Here is a 20,911-nt window from a genome sequence, read left to right as displayed (position 1 = left end):
GAGCAGGATGAAGAAAATTTCAGTACTTGGAGCAGGCAGCTGGGGAACAGCTCTTGCGCTTGTATTAGCTGATAATCATCATGATGTACACATGTGGGGACATAGACAAGAGCTCATTGATCAAATCAATGAGAAACATGAAAATCATGATTACTTGCCAAATGTCGAACTGCCAGCGTCTATTCAGGCGACCACCGATATGAAGCAGGTTTTAGAGGGGACAGAGGCGGTTATTGTCGCTGTGCCAACAAAGGCCATTCGTGAGGTATTGAAGCAGGCAAATGAGCTGATCTCATCGAAGGTGCCATTTGTCCATGTCAGTAAGGGAATTGAACCAGATACACTTCTTAGAATTTCTCAAATGATTGAACAAGAAGTCCCATCTGAGAAAAGAGAGGCTGTCGTTGTCCTATCAGGGCCGAGCCATGCAGAAGAAGTAGGTCTGCGTCATCCGACAACTGTCACTGTCTCATCAGAAAACATTGAAGCAGCTCAATTTGTTCAAGATTTGTTCATGAACAATCATTTTAGAGTGTACACAAACCCTGATGTGATTGGGGTTGAAATTGGCGGCGCATTGAAAAATATCATTGCTCTAGCGGCTGGGATCACAGACGGACTTGGATATGGAGACAATGCAAAAGCGGCGCTTATCACTAGAGGACTCGCTGAAATCGCACGTCTTGGCACAAAAATGGGAGGGAATCCCCTTACATTTGCCGGATTAACAGGCGTTGGCGATTTGATTGTGACATGTACAAGTGTTCATTCGCGTAACTGGCGCTGCGGGAATTTACTCGGTAAAGGATATAAGCTCGAAGAAGTGCTTGAAAAAATGGGCATGGTTGTCGAAGGCGTCCGCACAACAAAAGGCGCTTATCAGCTCTCCAAAGAATACAAGGTCAGCATGCCGATTACAGAGGCTCTTTACGGCGTCCTGTTTGAAGGGAAAAAGGTGGACGATGCTGTAGAATCATTGATGGCACGTGTGAAAACACATGAGATGGAAGACCTTGTGAACATGTTTGAAAACCAAACAAAATAAAAGGAAAGACTGAACTTAGGCATGTAGAGGATGCAAGAAGGGGAAGACTTGCATAACATAGCAATGAAGTTTGAATAGAGCTTTGCCTCTACAGAATGAGGAAAATAGTCGATCCAATGACTGAAGCAGAGTCCCCCTCTTTGCTTCAGTTTTTTTATGCGCTTTTTTCTGAATGATTGGAAAAATGATTGATATTTACCTTATTTTTGGTTTAAAATGAAATATAAACGCTTACAATTCGTTCGTTTTGAAGGGGGACAGGCACGATGAGTTTTGCTTTAATCAAGATGTGGTTTGCGCTTGGTTCAATGGGGCTCATGTTTTTAGCCGTAGTAACCATTTATCTCAGCAGGTTTAAGCTGAAAAGCAAATTTCTTAAAATAACGGCCTCGACCGTTGCATACAGCTTGATGCTGATATCAGGTATCATTGTGTTTTTAGTTGTCTTTAGCGGACCGGTCAATGAATAAAGAAAAAGGAAGAATATGATGATCAAAGCAAAAGTCAGTGTCACACTGTTAGCATTTATTTTATTAACAGGATGTCTGTATCCAGAAAATCGCAAAGCTGAGAACCGGGTGCCATACGAAGAGCAGCTGCAAAGTGTACAGACAGCGATTGAGGAATTTCAAAAAGCAACAAATGGTCTTTTGCCTATAGAAACGAAAGAAGCAGACACGCCGGTTTATCAGAAATATGTCATCGACTTTAAGCGCTTGTCACCAAGATATTTACACGATGTACCGTCTACATCTTATGAAGGCGGGGGCGAATATATTTATGTCCTCACAGACGTCGAAAAGAAACCCACTGTGAAACTGCTTGATGTCAAAATGACACAGACCATCAATGAATTACGGCTTAGAATCAAGATGTATCAAGATGAACATACATATCCGCCATACGGCAAAGTCGTATCAGCCAATTTATATACGTTAAATGAAAAAAAACTAGGATTAAAATCGCCGCCTGCGGTGATAAGTCCTGTGACAGGGAATTCCCTCCCACTACTGATTTCATCAAACGGTGACATCTATGTGGACTACCGCAGTGATTTTGCTCACATTTTGAAGAATACGAAGCAAAAGCTGAAACCAGGTGAAAACATTCAAGATGTATATTGGCAGGAAACCCCGTTTGTACCCGCGTTTTCTGTCCCATATACCATCAACAAAAAAGGTGAGCCTGCCTTTTTAGAAAAAAAGACGTCATAAACAAGAATGAACCTTTTTCCTCTGCATATAAATGAGGAGAAAGGTTTTTTTATGGCTAAACTTACTCTCAAAACAAAAAGGTGTCATATTCAAATAGGACAACGTCATACACATATATTGTCCAGACACCTTTCAAGCACAGTTTGATTGAAGAATAGAGTATTTCATTTGAAAACGAGGATAGCAAGTCCGGGAGGGGATCACTTGGAAAAAGTCGATATTTTCAAGGATATCGCTGAACGAACAGGAGGCGATATATATTTAGGAGTCGTTGGCGCTGTTCGTACAGGGAAATCTACGTTTATTAAAAAGTTTATGGAGCTCGTGGTGCTCCCGAATATCAATAATGAGGCAGATCGTGCAAGGGCACAGGATGAATTGCCGCAAAGCGCAGCAGGAAAAACCATTATGACCACAGAGCCTAAATTTGTACCGAATCAAGCAGCATCAATTCACGTGAGTGACGGTCTTGATGTCAACATCAGGCTTGTCGATTGTGTGGGATACACTGTCCCTGGTGCGCGCGGGTATGAAGATGAAAATGGCCCAAGAATGATCAATACGCCGTGGTATGAAGAGCCAATCCCGTTTCATGAAGCAGCGGAAATTGGTACACGCAAGGTCATTCAAGAGCATTCAACAATAGGTGTAGTGATTACAACAGATGGTTCCATTGGAGAAATTCCAAGACATGATTATATTGAATCTGAAGAACGTGTGATTGATGAACTCAAAGAGGTTGGAAAGCCATTTATTATGGTCATTAACTCTGTGAGGCCATATCATCCTGAAACAGAAGCGCTCCGGCAGGAACTTAGCCAAAAGTATGATATTCCAGTACTCGCCATGAGCGTAGAAAGTATGAGAGAGCAAGACGTACTCAGCGTTCTTCGTGAAGCATTATATGAATTCCCAGTTCTAGAGGTGAATGTGAACCTGCCAAGCTGGGTGATGGTGCTAAAAGAAGATCACTGGCTGAGAGAGAGCTATCAGGATTCAGTAAAGGAAACTGTAAAGGATATTAAAAGATTAAGAGATGTCGACCGTGTCGTTGGTCAATTCAGTGAATTTGATTTTATCGAAAGAGCGGGTTTAGCAGGAATTGAAATGGGTCAGGGGATTGCGGAGATTGACCTGTATGCGCCAGATGATCTATATGATCATATTTTAAAAGAAGTGGTTGGTGTAGAAATTAGAGGAAAAGACCATCTTCTAGAGCTCATGCAAGACTTTGCTCATGCTAAGACAGAATATGATCAAGTATCAGACGCATTAAAAATGGTGAAGCAGACTGGTTACGGGATTGCAGCGCCAGCGCTATCAGATATGAGTTTAGATGAGCCGGAAATTATTAGGCAGGGGTCAAGATTCGGCGTGAGATTAAAAGCGGTCGCTCCATCTATTCATATGATCAAAGTAGATGTAGAGAGCGAATTTGCACCGATTATCGGAACAGAAAAACAAAGTGAAGAGCTCGTCCGCTACTTAATGCAAGACTTTGAAGATGATCCGCTTTCGATCTGGAATTCAGATATATTTGGCCGCTCCCTCAGCTCCCTTGTCAGAGAAGGCATTCAAGCGAAGCTGTCTCTCATGCCGGAAAACGCAAGATATAAGCTGAAGGAAACGCTTGAAAGAATCATTAACGAAGGATCAGGCGGTTTGATCGCGATTATTTTATAGCAAGTGAGACCTCTCATTGATGGGGTCTTTTTTTTGCGTGTAGAATGAGTCATAAAAAGACAATTGTATAAAGATTAGTCAGATTCAGGCTGAAATTAGGAATATTCGTTCGCAAAAGTGCCCTTAATCCTTGACGAATAAGGATTCTTCCCTTTAAAATGCTTGATATGGTATTTCATATGTGTTAATCTACTTACAGAAAATCTTCACTTTGTTGGACAAACATTCCTTCAAAGAGACGTTTTCTAATGAAAAGCCATGTATAACGCTTTCTAGACGCTCTTTTTTTCTGAAAAAGGGTATAGAAAGAAGACGAATTGTGAAGAAATGATAACAATCTACTGAATGCATATTTTTGGGAGGAGGTGAAAGGCATGAACAAGACAGAACTTATTAACGCGGTTGCTGAAGCAAGCGAGTTATCTAAAAAAGACGCGACAAAAGCAGTTGATTCTGTTTTTGATACAATTTTAGATGCACTTAAAAATGGTGACAAAATCCAACTTATTGGTTTTGGTAACTTTGAAGTACGTGAGCGTTCAGCTCGTAAAGGACGTAACCCACAAACTGGTGCAGAGATCGAAATCCCTGCAAGCAAAGTACCTGCTTTCAAACCAGGTAAAGCACTTAAAGACGCGGTGGCAGGTAAATAATCGTTATGTGTAATGATCCTGTTGAAGGAGTTATACATATACAGTTTCACACTGGTCTAGAAAAGCCCCTTTCATAAGGGGCTTTTCCTTTTGAATCAAAAGGTTCGTTTAGAACGCTCTCCTTTGCTTTTAGGATCTGAAGTGTGCTAGAATCTGAATGAAATGTAATCGCCTTTGGAGGATATAATACATGAGTGAAATAAATAAAGAATTAATCGAACACGCAGTACGCGATATATTAAAAGCAATCGGAGAAGATCCGGATCGTGAAGGACTTCTTGATACCCCAAAACGAGTCGCAAAAATGTATGAAGAAGTGTTCTCGGGATTAAATGAAGATCCAAAAGAACATTTTAAAACCATTTTTGGCGAAGACCACGAAGAACTCGTCCTTGTAAAAGATATTGCTTTCCATTCAATGTGTGAACACCACCTTGTGCCTTTCTACGGGAAAGCCCATGTCGCTTATATTCCGCGCGGAGGAAAAGTAACGGGACTTAGTAAGCTGGCAAGAGCTGTAGAAGCCGTGGCTAAACGCCCGCAGCTTCAGGAACGCATTACATCAACCATTGCAGATAGTATGGTGGAAACACTTAATCCGCATGGCGTGATGATTGTCGTTGAAGCAGAGCATATGTGTATGACGATGCGCGGAGTGAAAAAGCCAGGCGCTAAAACAGTGACCTCAGCAGTCCGCGGCACATTTGCAAATGATGCAGCCGCAAGAGCAGAAGTGCTTTCCTTTATTAAAAACGACTAATTCAATAGATGGAAGGTGAACAAAATGAGTGAAAATAAAGCATCTGATTTTGTGGTGATTAAAGCCATTGATAATGGTGTAAACGTCATCGGCCTGACAAGAGGCTCTGATACAAGATTTCACCATTCCGAGAAACTCGATAAAGGTGAAGTGATCATTGCACAATTTACTGAGCATACGTCAGCGATCAAAGTAAGAGGCGATGCTGTCATTCAAACAAGCTTCGGCGAAATTCAAAGCGAAGCAAAGAAATAAAGAACTTGTAGCACTTGATAGCATAAAAGTGAGAGCTGATATGGTATAATAAATCTCTATACAATGTGCAGGTCTACATATGAAACTGTAATTTTTGGGACAAGGGTGATATCTTTGCAAGACATCTACGGAATTTTATCTAATCTAAATATAAAATTAAATAAAAAGCTTTCTCATCCTTATTTGGCGAAGCATTTACGCGCACCACTCATCGATGAAGATAAGCTCCTTCTTTTTCATGCAATGTTTGAAGAAGCTCAAATTGATGCAGAGAAAAAAGAAAATTATATTTTAACGGCGATGCTTGTGCAAATTGCCCTTGATACCCATGACGAAGTCACAACTGCTGCAGCCATCAAGCAAGACGAATTCAAAAATCGTCAGCTGACCATCCTGGCAGGAGACTATTTCAGCGGTCTCTATTATTCTCTTCTCTCTGACATGAAAGACATTTATATGATCCGCACGCTCGCTACGGCGATCAAAGAGATCAATGAACATAAAATTAGACTGTATGACCGGTCCATTCAAGATGCAGCGCACTTTTACAAAAGTGTAGCTACAGTTGAATCTGCGCTTTTCCAAAGGATTTCTGAGCACTTTCAATTAACGCATTGGAATGAGATTGCAAGTCGTTTTCTTGTTTATAAACGCTTCATGAAACAAGCAGAAAATGACAAACATTTAAAACTTTTTTTGAACGATCGTTATACGGACGCCTATTCATGTTTTGATAATTTTGAGAATGAAGGCTATGAAAAGGCCAAACGACCGATCAAGGAGCATCTTGTGTCATCTCCGGTCGTTCAAAAAGAGCTATTAAATCGCTTGGATCATATGAAAAATGAGCCTGCGTACCATCAGAAAGTGGAAGAAGGGTAAGTCATGCAGCAATCAAAAGAACAGCGAGTACACGGTGTATTTGAAAAAATTTATAAAAACTATGATCAAATGAACTCTGTCATCAGCTTTAAACAGCATAAAAAATGGCGCGATAAAACAATGAAACTTATGAATGTGCAAAAAGGGTCTAAAGCATTAGATGTATGCTGCGGGACAGCCGATTGGACAATTGCGCTTGCAGATGCTGTTGGAGAAAAAGGCGAGGTCAAAGGCCTTGATTTCAGTAAAAACATGCTGAGTGTTGGAGAAACGAAGGTGAAGACTGGGGGCTACAAACAAATTGAATTGCTTCATGGCAATGCGATGGAGCTCCCTTTTGAGGACAACTCATTTGATTATGTCACCATCGGTTTTGGACTTAGAAACGTTCCTGATTATTTAACGGTGCTCAAGGAAATGACAAGAGTAGTGAAGCCTGGCGGAATGGTTGTCTGTCTGGAGACTTCACAGCCTGAGATGATCGGCTTTAAACAGGGCTACTACATCTATTTCAAATACATTATGCCGCTCTTTGGTAAATTGTTTGCCAAAAGCTATCAGGAGTATTCATGGCTTCAAGAATCAGCCAAAACGTTCCCTGGCATGAAAGAGCTGGCGGCTCTGTTCGAAGAGGCGGGGTTGTCTGATGTCTCGTATCATCCATTTACAGGCGGTGTAGCAGCAACACATATCGGAAAGAAGCTTTGAATAAACGATATTTGGGTGAAGATAATGAAATTAAAAGCAATGATCTCTTTTTTAAATCATGATATCGATATAATTGAAAAAGAGCTTGAACAAACAGTTCGCTCTGATTATGCATTATTAAGTGAAGCAGGTCTTCATTTGCTGCAAGCGGGCGGAAAACGAATCCGCCCCGTTTTTGTTCTCCTTTCAGGCATGTTTGGTGACTATGACATTAATAAAATTAAATATGTTGCCGTTGCCCTCGAGCTGATTCATATGGCATCACTTGTTCACGATGATGTTATTGATGATGCAGAGCTGAGAAGAGGCAAACCAACGATAAAGGCAAAATGGGATAACAGAATTGCCATGTACACAGGGGATTATATGTTTGCGAGATCACTTGAATACATGACAAAAATCAATCACCCAATGGCACATGAAATTTTGTCAAAAATGGTCGTCGAGCTTTGTCTTGGTGAGATAGAGCAAGTGAAAGATAAATATAATATGGATCAAAACCTGCGTACATATTTAAGAAGAATCAAACGAAAAACAGCCTTGCTCATTGCAGGCAGCTGTCAATTAGGCGCCATTGCAGCAGGTACAGATGAAAAAACACATAAAGCCCTCTATTGGTTTGGATACTATGTCGGCATGTCCTATCAAATCATTGATGATGTCCTTGATTTCACATCAACTGAAGAAGAGCTGGGCAAGCCTGTCGGAGGAGACCTTTTACAAGGGAATGTCACACTCCCAGTCTTATATGCACTGAAAAATCCGACACTAGAAGGTCAATTGAAGCTGATCAATAGTGAAACGACGGAGAAGCAGCTGGAGCCTGTCATTGAAAGCCTCAAACAAACAGATGCGATCGACCGCTCGATTCGAGTGAGTGAAATGTATTTGAAAAAAGCTTTTGAACAGCTCGACAAACTTCCTCGAGGACGAGCGAGAACGTCACTCGCCTCCATTGCAAAATATATTGGGAAACGAAAATTCTAATCAACGTGATGTTGATTGGTTTTTTTGTGAAATTTTTTGTCAAAAATTGATTATTATAAAAAAAAATGATACGATCACTTTGTAACAATGTAAGCCTATACATACATAACGACGGGGTGGAAAACGTATATGGACAAAACATTTCTTATGGTCAAACCTGATGGTGTGGAAAGACAATTAATCGGTGACATTGTGTCAAGATTCGAAAAAAAGGGGCTTCAGCTTGTTGGTGCAAAACTAATGAGTATACCAAAGGAAGTAGCAGAAACCCATTACGGAGAGCATAAAGAAAAACCGTTTTTCGGGGAATTGGTTGACTTTATTACGTCAGGACCTGTATTTGCAATGGTATGGCAAGGTGAACAGGTAGTAGACGTAACAAGACAGATTATCGGCAAAACAAATCCAAAGGAAGCGCTTCCAGGCACAATAAGAGGAGACTATGGATTGACTGTTGGGAAAAACATTATCCATGGGTCAGACTCACCAGAAAGTGCTGAAAGAGAAATTAACTTATTCTTCAAACAAGAAGAACTCACAAGCTGGGATCAAACCATCTCAAGCTGGATTTATTAAGTTTCAAGCCAAGGTGTTCATCTAATGAGCACTTTGGCTTTTTTTATATTGAACTTTCTACACGAAATTTCTCGTGAGAAGATACAAATTTTCGATAAAAACAGCTATACTAGGACAAAGATAGATGAGACAGGAGAGGACATTGATGGATCCATATCAAGTATTTGTTGGAAAATGGAAAAAACTAACCGGGGTTGATCTAAATTTATATAAAGAAGCACAAATGAAACGTAGATTAACCTCACTTTATGATAAAAAAGGATATAAAGATTTTGAAGCATTCGCGGCCGCGCTTGAAAAGGACAAAGCATTATTAGATGAGACGATGGACCGCATGACGATAAATGTGTCAGAATTTTACCGAAACTATCAGCGCTGGGAAGTACTTGATCAAAAAATCCTGCCGCTGCTTTCGAAAAATGGCGGCACCCTAAAGATTTGGAGTGCAGCATGTTCGACAGGAGAGGAGCCATATACACTCTCCATGCTGCTGTCAAGTCATCCTCTTGTGAAAGACTTCCAAATTATTGCAACTGATATTGATGATAAAGTTCTGCAGTCAGCTCAAAAAGGCAGATATCATGAACGCTCTCTGCAAGAGGTGCCAGATCATATCAAGCAAAAATATTTCACAAAAGAAGATTCTTCATTTTACACTGTGAAGGATGAGGTTCGAAAGCATATTCAATTTAAGAAGCACAACCTTTTAGCAGATCCATATGAAAAACAGCTTGACCTCATCGTCTGCCGAAATGTACTGATTTACTTTACTGAAGAGGCAAAAGAAGAAATTTACTTAAAAATGAGCAGCAGTTTAAAACAAAATGGCGTATTATTTGTTGGTTCTACAGAGCAAATTTTTCACCCAGAAAAGTTTGGACTGACATCTGCTGATACTTTCTTTTATCAAAAGAAGGGTATGTAGCTGACTTTTTAGTAGCAAGTGTGTTATTATATTTTTACTTAAAAGCGTTAATGCGATGAAGGGAGATTGAGTCATGAGGTACTTAACAGCAGGTGAATCACATGGTCCACAACTGACCACAATTATTGAAGGAGTTCCAGCGGGACTTTACATAGAGCAGGATGACATCAATTATGAATTGGCTAGAAGACAAAAAGGTCATGGCCGCGGAAGAAGAATGCAGATTGAAAAAGACCAGGCGAAAGTGTTAAGTGGTGTTCGCCACGGGAGAACATTAGGTTCCCCAATCGCACTTGTTGTTGAAAACAACGACTGGAAGCATTGGACAAAGGTGATGGGGGCAGAGCCGATCACGGAAGAAGAAGAAAGTGAAATGAAGCGTCAAATCTCCCGTCCAAGACCAGGACATGCAGATTTAAATGGGGCGATCAAATATGGACACCGTGATATGAGAAACGTATTAGAGCGCTCATCAGCCCGCGAGACAACTGTTCGCGTAGCAGCAGGCGCAGTTGCCAAACAAATCTTGGCGCATCTAGGGATTAAAGTAGCTGGCCACGTTCTTGAAATTGGCGGAGTGAAAGCAGCTCATACAGCATATGAGTCTATTGAAGATTTGCAGAAGGTAACAGAAGAATCACCTGTTCGCTGCTATGACAGTGAAGCAGGTCAGAAAATGATGGATGCAATTGATGAAGCGAAGAAAAACGGCGATTCAATTGGCGGAATTGTTGAAGTCATCGTTGAAGGGATGCCGGTTGGGGTTGGCAGCTATGTTCATTACGACCGTAAATTGGACAGCAAGCTTGCTGGCGCTGTACTTAGTATCAACGCTTTTAAAGGGGTTGAATTCGGTATTGGCTTCGAGGCAGCCTCTAAAAATGGCAGTGAGGTCCATGATGAAATCATCTGGGATGAAGAAAAGGGCTATACGAGAAAAACAAATCGCCTAGGTGGTCTTGAAGGCGGAATGTCAACGGGTATGCCAATTGTCGTAAGAGGGGTTATGAAACCAATCCCAACGCTTTATAAGCCGCTTCAAAGCGTTGACATTGAAACAAAAGAACCTTTCTCTGCAAGTATTGAACGATCTGACAGCTGTGCTGTTCCTGCTGCAAGTGTTGTTGCAGAAGCAGTCGTTGCATGGGAAATTGCCAATGCAGTTGTGGAGCAGTTTGGCCTTGACCAAATCGACCGCATTAAAGAAAATGTTGAGAAAATGCGCCAGCTTCAGAGGGAATTTTAATGAAAACACTGGAAGTTAAGACGTCTTCAGCCACTTATCCTGTATTTATCGGTGATGGGATTAAACGCAATATCGTCGACTTGATAACTTCCACTGGGCATTCCTATACGAAGCTTTTAATCGTCACAGATGCAGCTGTTGATGCCATTTATGGTGATGAGATGGTTCGCTTACTTCAGCAGAAGTGGCCTGTGAACAAAGTGGTTGTGCCGAGCGGAGAGCAGTCAAAATCCTTTGCCGAATTTGAGCATATTCATACGAAAGCCATTCAATTTCAGCTTGATCGTTCCTCCTGCATCATTGCGCTGGGAGGCGGCGTAATTGGAGATTTGGCTGGCTTTGCTGCTGCCACTTATATGAGAGGCATTGATTTTATCCAAGTGCCGACCACACTGCTGGCACATGATAGTGCAGTTGGCGGGAAAACAGGGATCAACCATCCGCTCGGTAAAAATTTAATCGGTGCGTTTCATCAGCCGAAAGCTGTGATCTATGATACTAGTATGCTTGAGACACTATCTCAAATTGAACGAAGATCAGGTTTTGCAGAAGTCATCAAACATGCACTGATTTCAAGTGAAGAATTTTTATCAGAACTCATGGCCATTCGTTCTTTGACGGATTTATCAAAAAGCGAGCTGGCACATATGCTGTATCAAGGCATTCAAGTCAAAGCGTCTATCGTTCAAGAAGATGAAAAAGAACAAGGTGTGCGTGCATTTTTGAATTTAGGCCATACACTCGGGCATGCCATTGAAGCAGAGTATGGATATGGCGCCATCACACACGGAGATGCCATTGCAATCGGCATGCAGTTTGCGCTGTATGTGAGCGAAAAGCAGCTGGGACTCAGCCTTAATCGTTTGGAACTAAAAGAGTGGATGAAAGAGCTCGGGTTCCCTGTACAAGTCACACAAGATATTTCCACAAAAACTTTTGTTGACCGGATGATTGGAGATAAAAAGGCAAGGGGCGGCAGTGTTCAATTTGTTTTATTAAAACAGGTTGGAGACGTCACCTTGCAGTCTTTCACAAAAGATGAGCTGCACTACTGGCTCGAAGAATGGAAACGGGAGGAGGGATGTCTATGATGTTTCGCGGGATACGTGGGGCTACAACTGTAATAGAAGATACAGAAACAGAAGTGTTAAACAAAACGAAACAGCTGTTAGAAGCGATCATTTCAAGAAACCAAGTAGATCCAGAACGTGTCGTGCAGATCTTGATTTCAGCTACACAAGATATTCACTCCGTTTTTCCGGCAAAAGCACTTCGTCAGTTTGAAGGATGGACATATGTACCGGTTACTTGCATGCAGGAACTGGACATTGATGGCGGTTTAAAGCAATGTATTCGTGTCTTAATGACTGTCCAGACGGATACAAAGCAGGAAGACATACAGCATGTATACTTGGAAGAAGCTGTGACGCTTCGCCCTGATTTACAGTTGACAAAAAACAAGGAATTATAATACGATATGAACAGCCGAAGTTTACACACAGGTGTAAACGGCATTGCAAGCTTAGAGAAGATGAGAATGAGACTAGGGTAGTTGAGATGAGTAGAGTTGAGCAGAGATACGATACTTCTATTTAATCATACTGCCTAAAAGAGCATCCCTCTTTTAGGCTTATTTCGTATACTCATACAAACCCTCTATATGTCCCCTCATTCTCCTTAATCCCATTTAAGGAGTGTGCTTATGAATTCCCAATCAAACCTGACCCAATTTTTAAAGGACAGTGAGTCCTACAAAACGATCCCAATTGTTGAAACCATTACAGTCGATACGCTCTCACCGATTCAAATTGTTGAAAAACTTAAACAAGATATTGTGTATTTGCTAGAAAGCAAAGATGAGTCTTCCAGCTGGTCGAGATATTCCTTCATTGGATTGCACCCGTTTTTAACCTTACATGATGACCAAAACAAATACGTTGCACGTGACGCTGCGGGGCAGGAAGTCATGCAAAAGCAAGAGCTGAAAGAACTGCTGGATTGGATGAAAAAGCAATATCAAATCAAAACGCCAGATATTGATATCCCATTTACAGGCGGGGCTGTTGGGTACTTAAGCTACGATCTGATCCCAAACATTGAACCTTCTGTCAGGCCTCACCGCAGCGCATCGCTGGCAGAAAATTGTACATTATTTGTCTGCCAAACGATGATTGCATTTGATCATGAAACCAATCATGTTCATTTTATCCAGTACACGCAGCTAACCGGACATGAAACAGAAGACGAAAAAATACGCGCCTACAAAGAAAAACAAAAGCAGCTTGAACAGATGATTCACAAGCTCCATTCAAAGGTTGATATGAAAGAACTGATTTTATCAGGGAATATGAATGAGCCGCCATCCTTTGAACATGTGACGTCAACCTATGAAAAAGCGCAATTTTTAAAAGACGTAGAAAAAATCAAAGAATACATTCGAGCGGGTGACATTTTTCAAGGCGTACTCTCGCAGCGATTTGATATCCCTGTATCAGTGAGTTCATTTGAGTTATACCGCGTGCTTCGGATTGTGAATCCATCTCCTTATATGTATTTTATGAAATTAAAAGATCGTGATTTAGTCGGTAGCTCACCAGAACGATTAATCCATGCCAAAAATGGGCATTTAGAAATTCATCCTATTGCTGGCACTAGAAAACGAGGAACAACAAGAGAAGAGGATGCTGAACTAGCAAGAGAGCTGCTTGAAGATGAAAAGGAAAAAGCCGAGCATTACATGTTAGTGGATCTTGCCAGAAATGATGTAGGCCGTGTGGCAGAATACGGCAGTGTGTCCGTACCAACCTTTACAAAAGTAGTGAACTTCTCTCATGTCATGCACATCATCTCCATTGTGACAGGAAAGCTAAAGCGGGATACACATCCAGTTGATGCGCTCATGTCCGCATTCCCAGCAGGCACATTAACAGGTGCCCCGAAAATAAGAGCGATGCAATTATTAAATGAAATGGAGCCTGAGCCAAGGGAAACGTATGGCGGCTGTATTGCTTATATTGGATTCGACGGCAATATCGACTCCTGTATTACGATTCGTACGATGAGCGTCAAAAATCATACCGCTTCTATACAAGCAGGCGCCGGCATTGTGGCTGATTCTGTCCCGGAAAATGAATGGGAAGAGACTTGTAATAAGGCAGGAGCACTTCTGAAAGCCATTCAGCTTGCGGAACATATTTTCTCAGAAAAGGAGAGTGTGCAGGATGAATCACCGACTATCAGCTCTTGTTAATGGAGGCTTTCTATCAGAAAATGAAGCAAATAAACTCATGCATGATATGATGGGCGGCTTTTTAACAGATGCTGAAGTCGCTGCAAGTCTCTCGATTTTAGCGCATAGAGGAGAAACCGCTGAAGAAATGACAGGTTTTGTGAAAGCCATGAGGCAAAATGCAGCACCAATGGAACGAGCGCTTGATGTTGTAGATACTTGCGGCACAGGAGGCGATGGACTCTCCACCTTTAATATATCAACTGCCGCTGCCATTGTCGCTTCCGCTGCTGGAGCCAAAATCGCCAAACACGGAAATCGATCAGTTTCTTCTAAAAGCGGGAGTGCCGATGTACTAGAGTGTCTTGGGATTCATATTCAATCCACACCAGAAGAAACAAGAAGACAAATACAAGAGAAAAACATGGGCTTTTTATTTGCACCATTGTATCATTCATCTATGAAACAAGTAGCCGCAGTCCGCAAGCAGCTCGGCTTCCGGACGGTATTTAATCTCTTAGGCCCGCTTTGCCACCCAATGCAAGCCAAAAAGCAAATCATCGGTGTCTACTCAAAGGAAAAGGCAAAATTAATGGCAGAAGCCCTTGCACCGTTAGAGCCAGAACATGTGCTGTTTGTTTGCGGAGAAGATGGACTGGATGAATTAACGATTACAGCAAATTCATATGTGATTGAACTCAAAAAAGATGTCATGACAGAATATACACTCAATCCCGAAGACTTTGGGCTGCAAAAAGGATCTTTATCAGATATTCAGGTCCAATCACCGGAAGAGAGCGCCAAATTGATTCAGAATATATTGAATCATCAAACAGAAGGGGCGCCGCTTCATATTACAGCCCTGAATGCTGGAGCGGCTTTATATGTCGCAGGGAAATCAGAAAGCCTCATGGCCGGGACATTAAAAGCGATTGAAACGATTAAAAACGGCGCAGCCAAAGAACAATTGGCTCGATTAAAACAAAAAACGAGAGAGGAAGAGATTTATGCTTAATCAAATCATTGCCCGCAAAAAAGAACATATTCAAACATTGCAGTTACCAGTAGATGGACACTTTGAAAGACGATCATTTAAAGAAGCACTCATGAATCCTCATCGCTCAATTGGTCTCATTGCGGAGGTGAAAAAAGCGTCTCCTTCCAAAGGAATCATTCAACCGAATTTTGATCCTTTACAAACAGCAAAAGCTTACGAAAAATCAAACGCTGATTGCTTATCTGTTTTAACGGATGAACCGTTCTTTCAAGGGAAAAACGAATACTTATCTCTCATTAAAAAACACGTAGATCGTCCAATTTTAAGAAAAGATTTCATCATTGACTCCATACAGGTAGAAGAGTCAAGACGTATAGGGGCAGATGCCATTTTATTAATTGGAGAAGTACTTGAGCCGCAAAAGCTGCAAGAGCTCTATGCTGAAGCGAAAGAGAAAGGCCTTGATGTCCTTGTCGAAGTACATGCAGCAGATACACTGGAAAATATTTTAAAGTTGTTCACTCCTGAAATCATTGGAGTGAACAACCGGAATTTAAATACATTTATAACAACAGTCGAACAAACAAAAGAGATCGCACCCCTTGTTCCAAAAGATGTTTTACTAGTGAGTGAGAGCGGTATTCAAACATTTGATGATCTGACCTTTGTGAAGAAACATGGAGCGGGTGCAGTTCTTGTAGGAGAATCATTAATGAGAGAACAATCACAAGAAAAAGCTGTTCAGACATTGTTTGGAGAATGAACAGGATGAAGCCTTATGTAAAATATTGCGGGGCAGTATCACAAGATGATGTGGAATGTATTGCGCAATCTCACGCAGATGCCATTGGATTTATTTTTGCTCCAAGTAAAAGACAAGTCCAGCCAGATCAAGTGAAACAATGGCTCATCCAAACAAAGTGTGAGAAAAAAATTGCCGGTGTATTTGTAAATGAAAAGATCGAAAAAGTGTGTGAGATCACAAAACATATACCTTTAGATATCGTACAGCTTCATGGAGATGAAACGCAGGATGACGCTAAAGAAATCAAACAACAAACAGGGGCTGACGTTTGGAAAGTGTTCCACCACGTATCCAATATCACAAACACGCTTGAAAAAATGACGGCATTTGCACCTGTTGTCGATGGCTTCCTTATTGATGCGAAAGTAAAAGGGATGAGAGGCGGATCTGGAACAGCTTTTGCTTGGGAGGCGGTGCCTGCATACGTTCAGCATGCAAAACGGCTGGAGAAAACTTGCATAATTGCAGGCGGCATCACACCAGAAACGATAGCAGAGCTCCTTGCCTATGGTCCAGAAGCGATCGATCTTTCAAGCGGAATAGAAGAAAACGGAAAGAAAAGCAGCGCTAAGATCAAAGCGCTCGAAGAAAGGATGTTAAATGATGTACGCATATCCAAATGAGATTGGCAGATACGGAGAATTCGGAGGGAAATTTGTCCCGGAAACGCTCATGCAGCCACTTGCAGAAATCGAGCAGGCATTTCGTGAATTAAAAGAAGACCCTGCTTTTCAAGCAGAATATGTATCACTACTTCGAAACTATTCAGGCAGACCAACTGCGCTTACATATGCTGACCAATTATCAGCATACCTCGGCGGGGCAAAAATCTATTTAAAAAGAGAAGATTTAAACCACACGGGTGCTCATAAAATTAACAATGCGCTTGGTCAGGCCCTGCTTGCGAAAAAAATGGGGAAATCAAACATCATCGCAGAAACAGGCGCGGGCCAGCACGGAGTAGCTGCTGCAACGGTGGCCGCAAAGTTCGGGTTATCCTGCACGGTATTTATGGGAAAAGAAGATGTGGAAAGACAATCACTCAATGTCTTTCGAATGAAACTGCTGGGCGCTGAAGTCATACCTGTCACAAGCGGAAATGGCACACTAAAAGATGCAACCAACGAAGCCATCCGCTATTGGGTTCAGCACTGCAGTGATCATTTTTATATGATTGGCTCCGTTGTAGGCCCTCATCCGTATCCTCAAATCGTCAGCGAGTTCCAGCGCATGATTGGTGATGAAGCAAAAGAGCAGCTGCTTGAAAAAGAAGGAAGGCTTCCTCATAAAGTCATTGCCTGTGTTGGCGGTGGAAGTAATGCCATTGGAATGTACCGGGCATTTTTAGATGAAGAAGTAGATATCATTGGTGTAGAGGCAGCTGGAAAAGGAATCGATACGCCGCTCCATGCTGCAACCATCACGAAAGGAACCAAAGGTGTGATCCACGGGTCTTTGACATATTTAATTCAAGATGAATTTGGCCAAATTATTGAGCCATATTCTATTTCCGCTGGTTTAGATTATCCGGGAATTGGACCAGAACACGCATATTTACATGCGAGCGGGCGGGTTCAATATGTGAGTGCGACAGATCAAGAAGCACTAGATGCACTAAAGCTGCTGACTGAAAAAGAAGGAATTCTGCCAGCAATTGAATCTGCACATGCGCTAGCCAAAGCGTTTGAGGTAAGCAAGACGATGGATGAAGACGAAATCGTCCTTGTCTGCCTGTCAGGAAGAGGCGATAAGGATGTGCATACATTAATGAACGTGCTCGAAAGTGAGGGGAAAACAAAATGATTAGATTTCAATTAGAGCAAGGCGAAAAATTATTTATCCCATTTATCACAGCTGGAGATCCGTCAGAAGACATCACGATTGATTTAGCTATCTCCCTTCAAGCTGCCGGTGCACATGCGATTGAACTCGGTGTTCCTTATTCCGATCCATTAGCAGACGGTCCTGTCATTCAAAGAGCCTCCAAAAGAGCTCTAAATCATGGCATGAATATCGTAAAAGCGATAGAATTAGCAGGGAAGATGAAAAAAAACGGTGTAAAAATTCCTGTAATTCTATTTACGTATTATAATCCTGTGTTACAATTAGACACAGAATACTTTTTCGCTTTACTGCGCAAAAATCATATTTCGGGACTCTTAACACCCGACTTGCCGTTTGAAGAGAGCAGCGAGCTGCAAAAGAACTGTCAAACACATGACATTTCATATATTTCACTCGTTGCACCAACAAGCAAGGAACGATTAGTAAACATTGTAGAGCAGGCAGAAGGTTTTGTGTATTGTGTTTCATCTCTTGGTGTAACAGGTGTCAGACAATCCTTTGACGCGTCAATTACAGATTTTATTCAACAAGTGAAACAGCTGAGTCACATACCGGTTGCGGTCGGTTTTGGCATCTCAACAAGAGAGCAGGTAGACTCAATGAATAAACTGAGTGACGGTGTTGTTGTCGGAAGTGCACTTGTGAAAAAAATTGAAGAGCTTCATGAACAATTGCTGGCAAGTGATACACGTCAAGAGGCTTTAAGAGAATTTGAAACATATGCAAAAACATTTAGTCCCCTCTATTCATTCAAATGAGGTGAAACATTTTGCAAATCAAAGATCAATTAAAACAGCTAAAACCGTATCAACCTGGGAAACCAATTGAAGAGGTCAAAAAAGAATATCAATTAGACAAAATTGTGAAATTGGCTTCAAATGAAAACCCTTTTGGATGTTCTGTACATGCAAGAGAGGCAATACAAGCTGAGCTCGAACATTTAGCGATTTATCCTGATGGGTACAGCGCAAGTTTAAGAACGGAGCTTGCTGAGTTTCTTCAAGTAAGTGAAAAACAATTAATTTTCGGGAACGGCTCAGATGAACTTGTGCAAATTATTGCGAGAGCTTTCCTTGACCAACATACAAATACCGTCATCCCATCCCCATCTTTTCCGCAATACCGTCACAATGCAGTGATTGAACGTGCTGAAATTCGAGAAGTGCCTCTTTTAGAAGGAGGAGCTCACGATCTGAAGGGCATGCTGGATGCGATCGATGAAAACACGAAGGTTGTCTGGGTATGTAATCCAAATAACCCGACAGGAAATCATTTGTCAGAATCTGAGATTGTGGCGTTTTTAGACGAAGTGCCAGCTCACGTGCTTGTTGTTCTAGATGAAGCGTATTTTGAATACGTTCGTGCAGAAGATTTTCCAAACAGTTTATCTTTATTACACAATTATCAAAATGTCATTGTCCTTCGAACGTTTTCTAAAGCATATGGACTTGCAGCGCTTCGCGTAGGCTACGGAATTGCATCAGAAGAGCTGATTACTGCCATTGAACCAGCGAGAGAGCCGTTTAATACCAGCCGTATCGCTCAGGCAGCTGCTCGTGCAGCGATCAAAGATCAAGCTTTCATACAATCATGCAGACAAAAAAACGAAGCAGGTCTCAAGCAATATCAAGATTTTGCAGACCGTTTTGGACTATATATCTATCCATCTCAAACAAACTTTGTGCTGATTGATTTTAAAAGAGATGCAGATGAATTGTTCAATGCATTATTGAAAAAAGGTTACATTGTTCGTTCCGGTAAAGCACTTGGTTTTCCGACTTCTTTACGTATTACCGTCGGAACAAAAGAGCAAAATGAAGACATTCTAAGTACACTTGCCGATTTACTGCAAGGCATTCGTGCGTAGCATAACCATAAAGTCATATCCTAAGGCAGGATATGGCTTTCATTGTACCAACCTCAATACATATAAGCTGTTGAAATAGGTTGTTTAATTTTCGCGAAAAATCAGGTGATGAATATGAATGATGCAAACGAAACAATATTAATCGCTGGACTCGGTTTAATTGGGGGATCCATTGCACTCTCGATTAAAAAAGAGTATCCTCATAAAAAAATTGTAGGATTTGATGTTTCCAAAGAGCAAATGGTTGCTGCAACAAAGCTGGGAATTATTGATGCAACAGCTGATTCGTTTCTGGCTGGTTTAGAAGAATCTTCGACCATTATTTTGGCAACACCTGTCCAGCAAACAGTAAAGATGCTTAGTGATATTGCAGACTCTGGAATTGAAAGAGAGCTCACAATCACTGATGTCGGCAGCACAAAGCAAAAGGTCGTCCATTTTGCTGAAAAAGCGCTGCCTGAGCAGTACCAATTTATTGGTGGACATCCAATGGCAGGCTCTCATAAGTCAGGTGTTATTGCAGCAAAAGACTTCTTATTTGAAAATGCGTTCTACATTTTAACGCCTGCAAAGGAAACAAACCGCCAAGCTGTTGATCGGTTGATGGATTTGTTAAAGGGGACAAATGCTCATTTCATCGAGATGACACCAGAAGAACATGATGCTGTGACAAGTGTAATTAGCCATTTTCCTCATATTGTTGCAGCCAGTCTTGTGCATCAAGCACATCATTTTGAAGAACAATTCCCACTTGTTAAACGGTTTGCTGCTGGAGGCTTTCGTGATATCACACGAATTGCTTCAAGCAATCCTGCAATGTGGAGGGATATCCTGCTGCACAATAAACACAAGATTTTAGACCGTTTTCATGAATGGAAAAAAGAGATTAACCGCATTGAAACCTTCGTAGAGCAAGAAGATGCTGAAGGATTGTTCTCTTATTTTCAAGATGCAAAGGAATATCGTGATGGACTGCCTCTAAGGAAAAAAGGAGCCATTCCTGCTTTTTATGATCTGTATGTCGATGTTCCGGATCACCCTGGGGTCATATCGGAGATTACAGGGCATCTAGCAAGTGAAAATATTAGTATTACAAATATCCGTATTATTGAGACGCGGGAAGACATTAATGGGATTTTACGCATTAGTTTTCAAACAGACGACGACCGCAAGCGTGCAGAAATCTGTATAAAAAATAGAGCGAATTACGATACATTTTATGCTGACTGAGGTG

Annotated in this window: 23 protein-coding genes; all 23 read left to right on the top strand. The window is 41.4% G+C overall.

The window, feature by feature from the left end; translation table 11 throughout:
• Positions 1-7 precede the first annotated feature (7 nt).
• Entirely contained in the window at positions 8-1,045 is a 1,038-nt protein-coding gene (locus tag MHH65_RS10335; protein ID WP_041109636.1) for an NAD(P)H-dependent glycerol-3-phosphate dehydrogenase, read from the top strand.
• A gap of 266 nt (positions 1,046-1,311) precedes the next feature.
• Positions 1,312-1,515, top strand: coding sequence for a DUF2768 domain-containing protein (locus MHH65_RS10330; RefSeq protein WP_024422813.1), 204 nt, complete (start codon positions 1,312-1,314; stop codon positions 1,513-1,515).
• 18 nt (positions 1,516-1,533) lie between these two features.
• Positions 1,534-2,259 carry a hypothetical protein gene (locus MHH65_RS10325; protein ID WP_098677465.1) on the top strand — a complete coding sequence of 242 codons (726 nt, stop codon included), beginning with the start codon at positions 1,534-1,536 and terminating at the stop codon, positions 2,257-2,259.
• 204 nt (positions 2,260-2,463) lie between these two features.
• Positions 2,464-3,942, top strand: a complete 1,479-nt coding sequence (spoIVA, locus tag MHH65_RS10320; protein WP_008344534.1) for a stage IV sporulation protein A — start codon at positions 2,464-2,466, stop codon at positions 3,940-3,942.
• 374 nt (positions 3,943-4,316) lie between these two features.
• Positions 4,317-4,595: a non-specific DNA-binding protein Hbs gene (gene hbs, locus MHH65_RS10315; RefSeq protein ID WP_003215863.1), complete on the top strand. Its 279-nt coding sequence runs from the start codon at positions 4,317-4,319 to the stop codon at positions 4,593-4,595.
• A 190-nt stretch (positions 4,596-4,785) separates the two neighbouring features.
• A complete protein-coding gene (gene folE / locus MHH65_RS10310) occupies positions 4,786-5,355 on the top strand; it encodes a GTP cyclohydrolase I FolE (protein WP_003215789.1) in 570 nt (189 codons plus the stop codon).
• Between the two features lie 24 nt (positions 5,356-5,379).
• Positions 5,380-5,610, top strand: coding sequence for a trp RNA-binding attenuation protein MtrB (gene mtrB, locus MHH65_RS10305; RefSeq protein WP_008344541.1), 231 nt, complete (start codon positions 5,380-5,382; stop codon positions 5,608-5,610).
• Positions 5,611-5,724: 114 nt separating this feature from the next.
• Positions 5,725-6,492 (top strand): heptaprenyl diphosphate synthase component 1, encoded by a 768-nt coding sequence (locus MHH65_RS10300; protein WP_061109295.1) that lies wholly within the window; start codon positions 5,725-5,727, stop codon positions 6,490-6,492.
• Positions 6,493-6,495: 3 nt separating this feature from the next.
• Positions 6,496-7,200, top strand: coding sequence for a demethylmenaquinone methyltransferase (locus MHH65_RS10295; protein WP_024422810.1), 705 nt, complete (start codon positions 6,496-6,498; stop codon positions 7,198-7,200).
• A gap of 24 nt (positions 7,201-7,224) precedes the next feature.
• Positions 7,225-8,187, top strand: a complete 963-nt coding sequence (gene hepT / locus MHH65_RS10290; RefSeq protein WP_024422809.1) for a heptaprenyl diphosphate synthase component II — start codon at positions 7,225-7,227, stop codon at positions 8,185-8,187.
• Between the two features lie 129 nt (positions 8,188-8,316).
• Complete coding sequence (gene ndk, locus MHH65_RS10285) at positions 8,317-8,763, top strand: nucleoside-diphosphate kinase (protein ID WP_024422808.1); 447 nt, start codon at positions 8,317-8,319, stop codon at positions 8,761-8,763.
• Between the two features lie 145 nt (positions 8,764-8,908).
• The gene (locus MHH65_RS10280; RefSeq protein ID WP_024428089.1) at positions 8,909-9,688 is read left to right on the top strand and encodes a protein-glutamate O-methyltransferase CheR; all 780 of its coding nucleotides are present in this window, start codon (positions 8,909-8,911) and stop codon (positions 9,686-9,688) included.
• Between the two features lie 73 nt (positions 9,689-9,761).
• Positions 9,762-10,934, top strand: a complete 1,173-nt coding sequence (gene aroC, locus MHH65_RS10275) for a chorismate synthase (RefSeq protein WP_024422806.1) — start codon at positions 9,762-9,764, stop codon at positions 10,932-10,934.
• On the top strand, positions 10,934-12,025 hold the full coding sequence (gene aroB, locus MHH65_RS10270) for a 3-dehydroquinate synthase (RefSeq protein WP_087978026.1): 1,092 nt from the start codon (positions 10,934-10,936) through the stop codon (positions 12,023-12,025). Before aroC ends, aroB begins: the two co-directional genes overlap by 1 nt.
• Positions 12,022-12,405: a chorismate mutase gene (aroH, locus tag MHH65_RS10265; RefSeq protein WP_024422804.1), complete on the top strand. Its 384-nt coding sequence runs from the start codon at positions 12,022-12,024 to the stop codon at positions 12,403-12,405. The genes aroB and aroH overlap by 4 nt, the downstream gene beginning before the upstream one ends.
• 231 nt (positions 12,406-12,636) lie before the next feature.
• Complete coding sequence (gene trpE / locus MHH65_RS10260; RefSeq protein ID WP_098677466.1) at positions 12,637-14,184, top strand: anthranilate synthase component I; 1,548 nt, start codon at positions 12,637-12,639, stop codon at positions 14,182-14,184.
• Positions 14,156-15,178, top strand: a complete 1,023-nt coding sequence (gene trpD, locus MHH65_RS10255) for an anthranilate phosphoribosyltransferase (protein ID WP_098677467.1) — start codon at positions 14,156-14,158, stop codon at positions 15,176-15,178. Before trpE ends, trpD begins: the two co-directional genes overlap by 29 nt.
• Positions 15,171-15,923: an indole-3-glycerol phosphate synthase TrpC gene (gene trpC, locus MHH65_RS10250; protein ID WP_098677468.1), complete on the top strand. Its 753-nt coding sequence runs from the start codon at positions 15,171-15,173 to the stop codon at positions 15,921-15,923. Before trpD ends, trpC begins: the two co-directional genes overlap by 8 nt.
• A complete protein-coding gene (locus MHH65_RS10245) occupies positions 15,920-16,588 on the top strand; it encodes a phosphoribosylanthranilate isomerase (RefSeq protein WP_098677469.1) in 669 nt (222 codons plus the stop codon). Before trpC ends, MHH65_RS10245 begins: the two co-directional genes overlap by 4 nt.
• On the top strand, positions 16,569-17,768 hold the full coding sequence (gene trpB, locus MHH65_RS10240; RefSeq protein ID WP_024422799.1) for a tryptophan synthase subunit beta: 1,200 nt from the start codon (positions 16,569-16,571) through the stop codon (positions 17,766-17,768). The genes MHH65_RS10245 and trpB overlap by 20 nt, the downstream gene beginning before the upstream one ends.
• Positions 17,765-18,568 (top strand): tryptophan synthase subunit alpha, encoded by an 804-nt coding sequence (gene trpA / locus MHH65_RS10235; protein WP_098677470.1) that lies wholly within the window; start codon positions 17,765-17,767, stop codon positions 18,566-18,568. Before trpB ends, trpA begins: the two co-directional genes overlap by 4 nt.
• 11 nt (positions 18,569-18,579) lie before the next feature.
• Positions 18,580-19,677: a histidinol-phosphate transaminase gene (hisC, locus tag MHH65_RS10230; protein WP_098677471.1), complete on the top strand. Its 1,098-nt coding sequence runs from the start codon at positions 18,580-18,582 to the stop codon at positions 19,675-19,677.
• Positions 19,678-19,791: 114 nt separating this feature from the next.
• A complete protein-coding gene (locus MHH65_RS10225; RefSeq protein ID WP_024422796.1) occupies positions 19,792-20,907 on the top strand; it encodes a prephenate dehydrogenase in 1,116 nt (371 codons plus the stop codon).
• Positions 20,908-20,911 lie beyond the last annotated feature (4 nt).

The sequence above is a fragment of the Bacillus sp. FSL L8-0654 genome (genome assembly GCF_038629965.1).
In the GTDB taxonomy this organism is placed as follows: domain Bacteria; phylum Bacillota; class Bacilli; order Bacillales; family Bacillaceae; genus Bacillus; species Bacillus safensis.
This window is presented reverse-complemented; position numbering and strand designations above follow the sequence as displayed.

Coding starts and splice junctions, on each gene's coding strand:
- ndk (WP_024422808.1), top strand. CDS start 8,317: ATGGACAAAACATTTCTTATGGTCAAACCTGATGGTGTGGAAAGACAA.
- trpD (WP_098677467.1), top strand. CDS start 14,156: ATGAATCACCGACTATCAGCTCTTGTTAATGGAGGCTTTCTATCAGAA.
- MHH65_RS10225 (WP_024422796.1), top strand. CDS start 19,792: ATGAATGATGCAAACGAAACAATATTAATCGCTGGACTCGGTTTAATT.
- trpE (WP_098677466.1), top strand. CDS start 12,637: ATGAATTCCCAATCAAACCTGACCCAATTTTTAAAGGACAGTGAGTCC.
- trpB (WP_024422799.1), top strand. CDS start 16,569: ATGTACGCATATCCAAATGAGATTGGCAGATACGGAGAATTCGGAGGG.
- aroC (WP_024422806.1), top strand. CDS start 9,762: ATGAGGTACTTAACAGCAGGTGAATCACATGGTCCACAACTGACCACA.
- MHH65_RS10335 (WP_041109636.1), top strand. CDS start 8: ATGAAGAAAATTTCAGTACTTGGAGCAGGCAGCTGGGGAACAGCTCTT.
- aroH (WP_024422804.1), top strand. CDS start 12,022: ATGATGTTTCGCGGGATACGTGGGGCTACAACTGTAATAGAAGATACA.
- MHH65_RS10280 (WP_024428089.1), top strand. CDS start 8,909: ATGGATCCATATCAAGTATTTGTTGGAAAATGGAAAAAACTAACCGGG.
- trpC (WP_098677468.1), top strand. CDS start 15,171: ATGCTTAATCAAATCATTGCCCGCAAAAAAGAACATATTCAAACATTG.
- trpA (WP_098677470.1), top strand. CDS start 17,765: ATGATTAGATTTCAATTAGAGCAAGGCGAAAAATTATTTATCCCATTT.
- hbs (WP_003215863.1), top strand. CDS start 4,317: ATGAACAAGACAGAACTTATTAACGCGGTTGCTGAAGCAAGCGAGTTA.
- mtrB (WP_008344541.1), top strand. CDS start 5,380: ATGAGTGAAAATAAAGCATCTGATTTTGTGGTGATTAAAGCCATTGAT.
- hepT (WP_024422809.1), top strand. CDS start 7,225: ATGAAATTAAAAGCAATGATCTCTTTTTTAAATCATGATATCGATATA.
- MHH65_RS10245 (WP_098677469.1), top strand. CDS start 15,920: ATGAACAGGATGAAGCCTTATGTAAAATATTGCGGGGCAGTATCACAA.
- MHH65_RS10330 (WP_024422813.1), top strand. CDS start 1,312: ATGAGTTTTGCTTTAATCAAGATGTGGTTTGCGCTTGGTTCAATGGGG.
- MHH65_RS10325 (WP_098677465.1), top strand. CDS start 1,534: ATGATCAAAGCAAAAGTCAGTGTCACACTGTTAGCATTTATTTTATTA.
- aroB (WP_087978026.1), top strand. CDS start 10,934: ATGAAAACACTGGAAGTTAAGACGTCTTCAGCCACTTATCCTGTATTT.
- MHH65_RS10295 (WP_024422810.1), top strand. CDS start 6,496: ATGCAGCAATCAAAAGAACAGCGAGTACACGGTGTATTTGAAAAAATT.
- folE (WP_003215789.1), top strand. CDS start 4,786: ATGAGTGAAATAAATAAAGAATTAATCGAACACGCAGTACGCGATATA.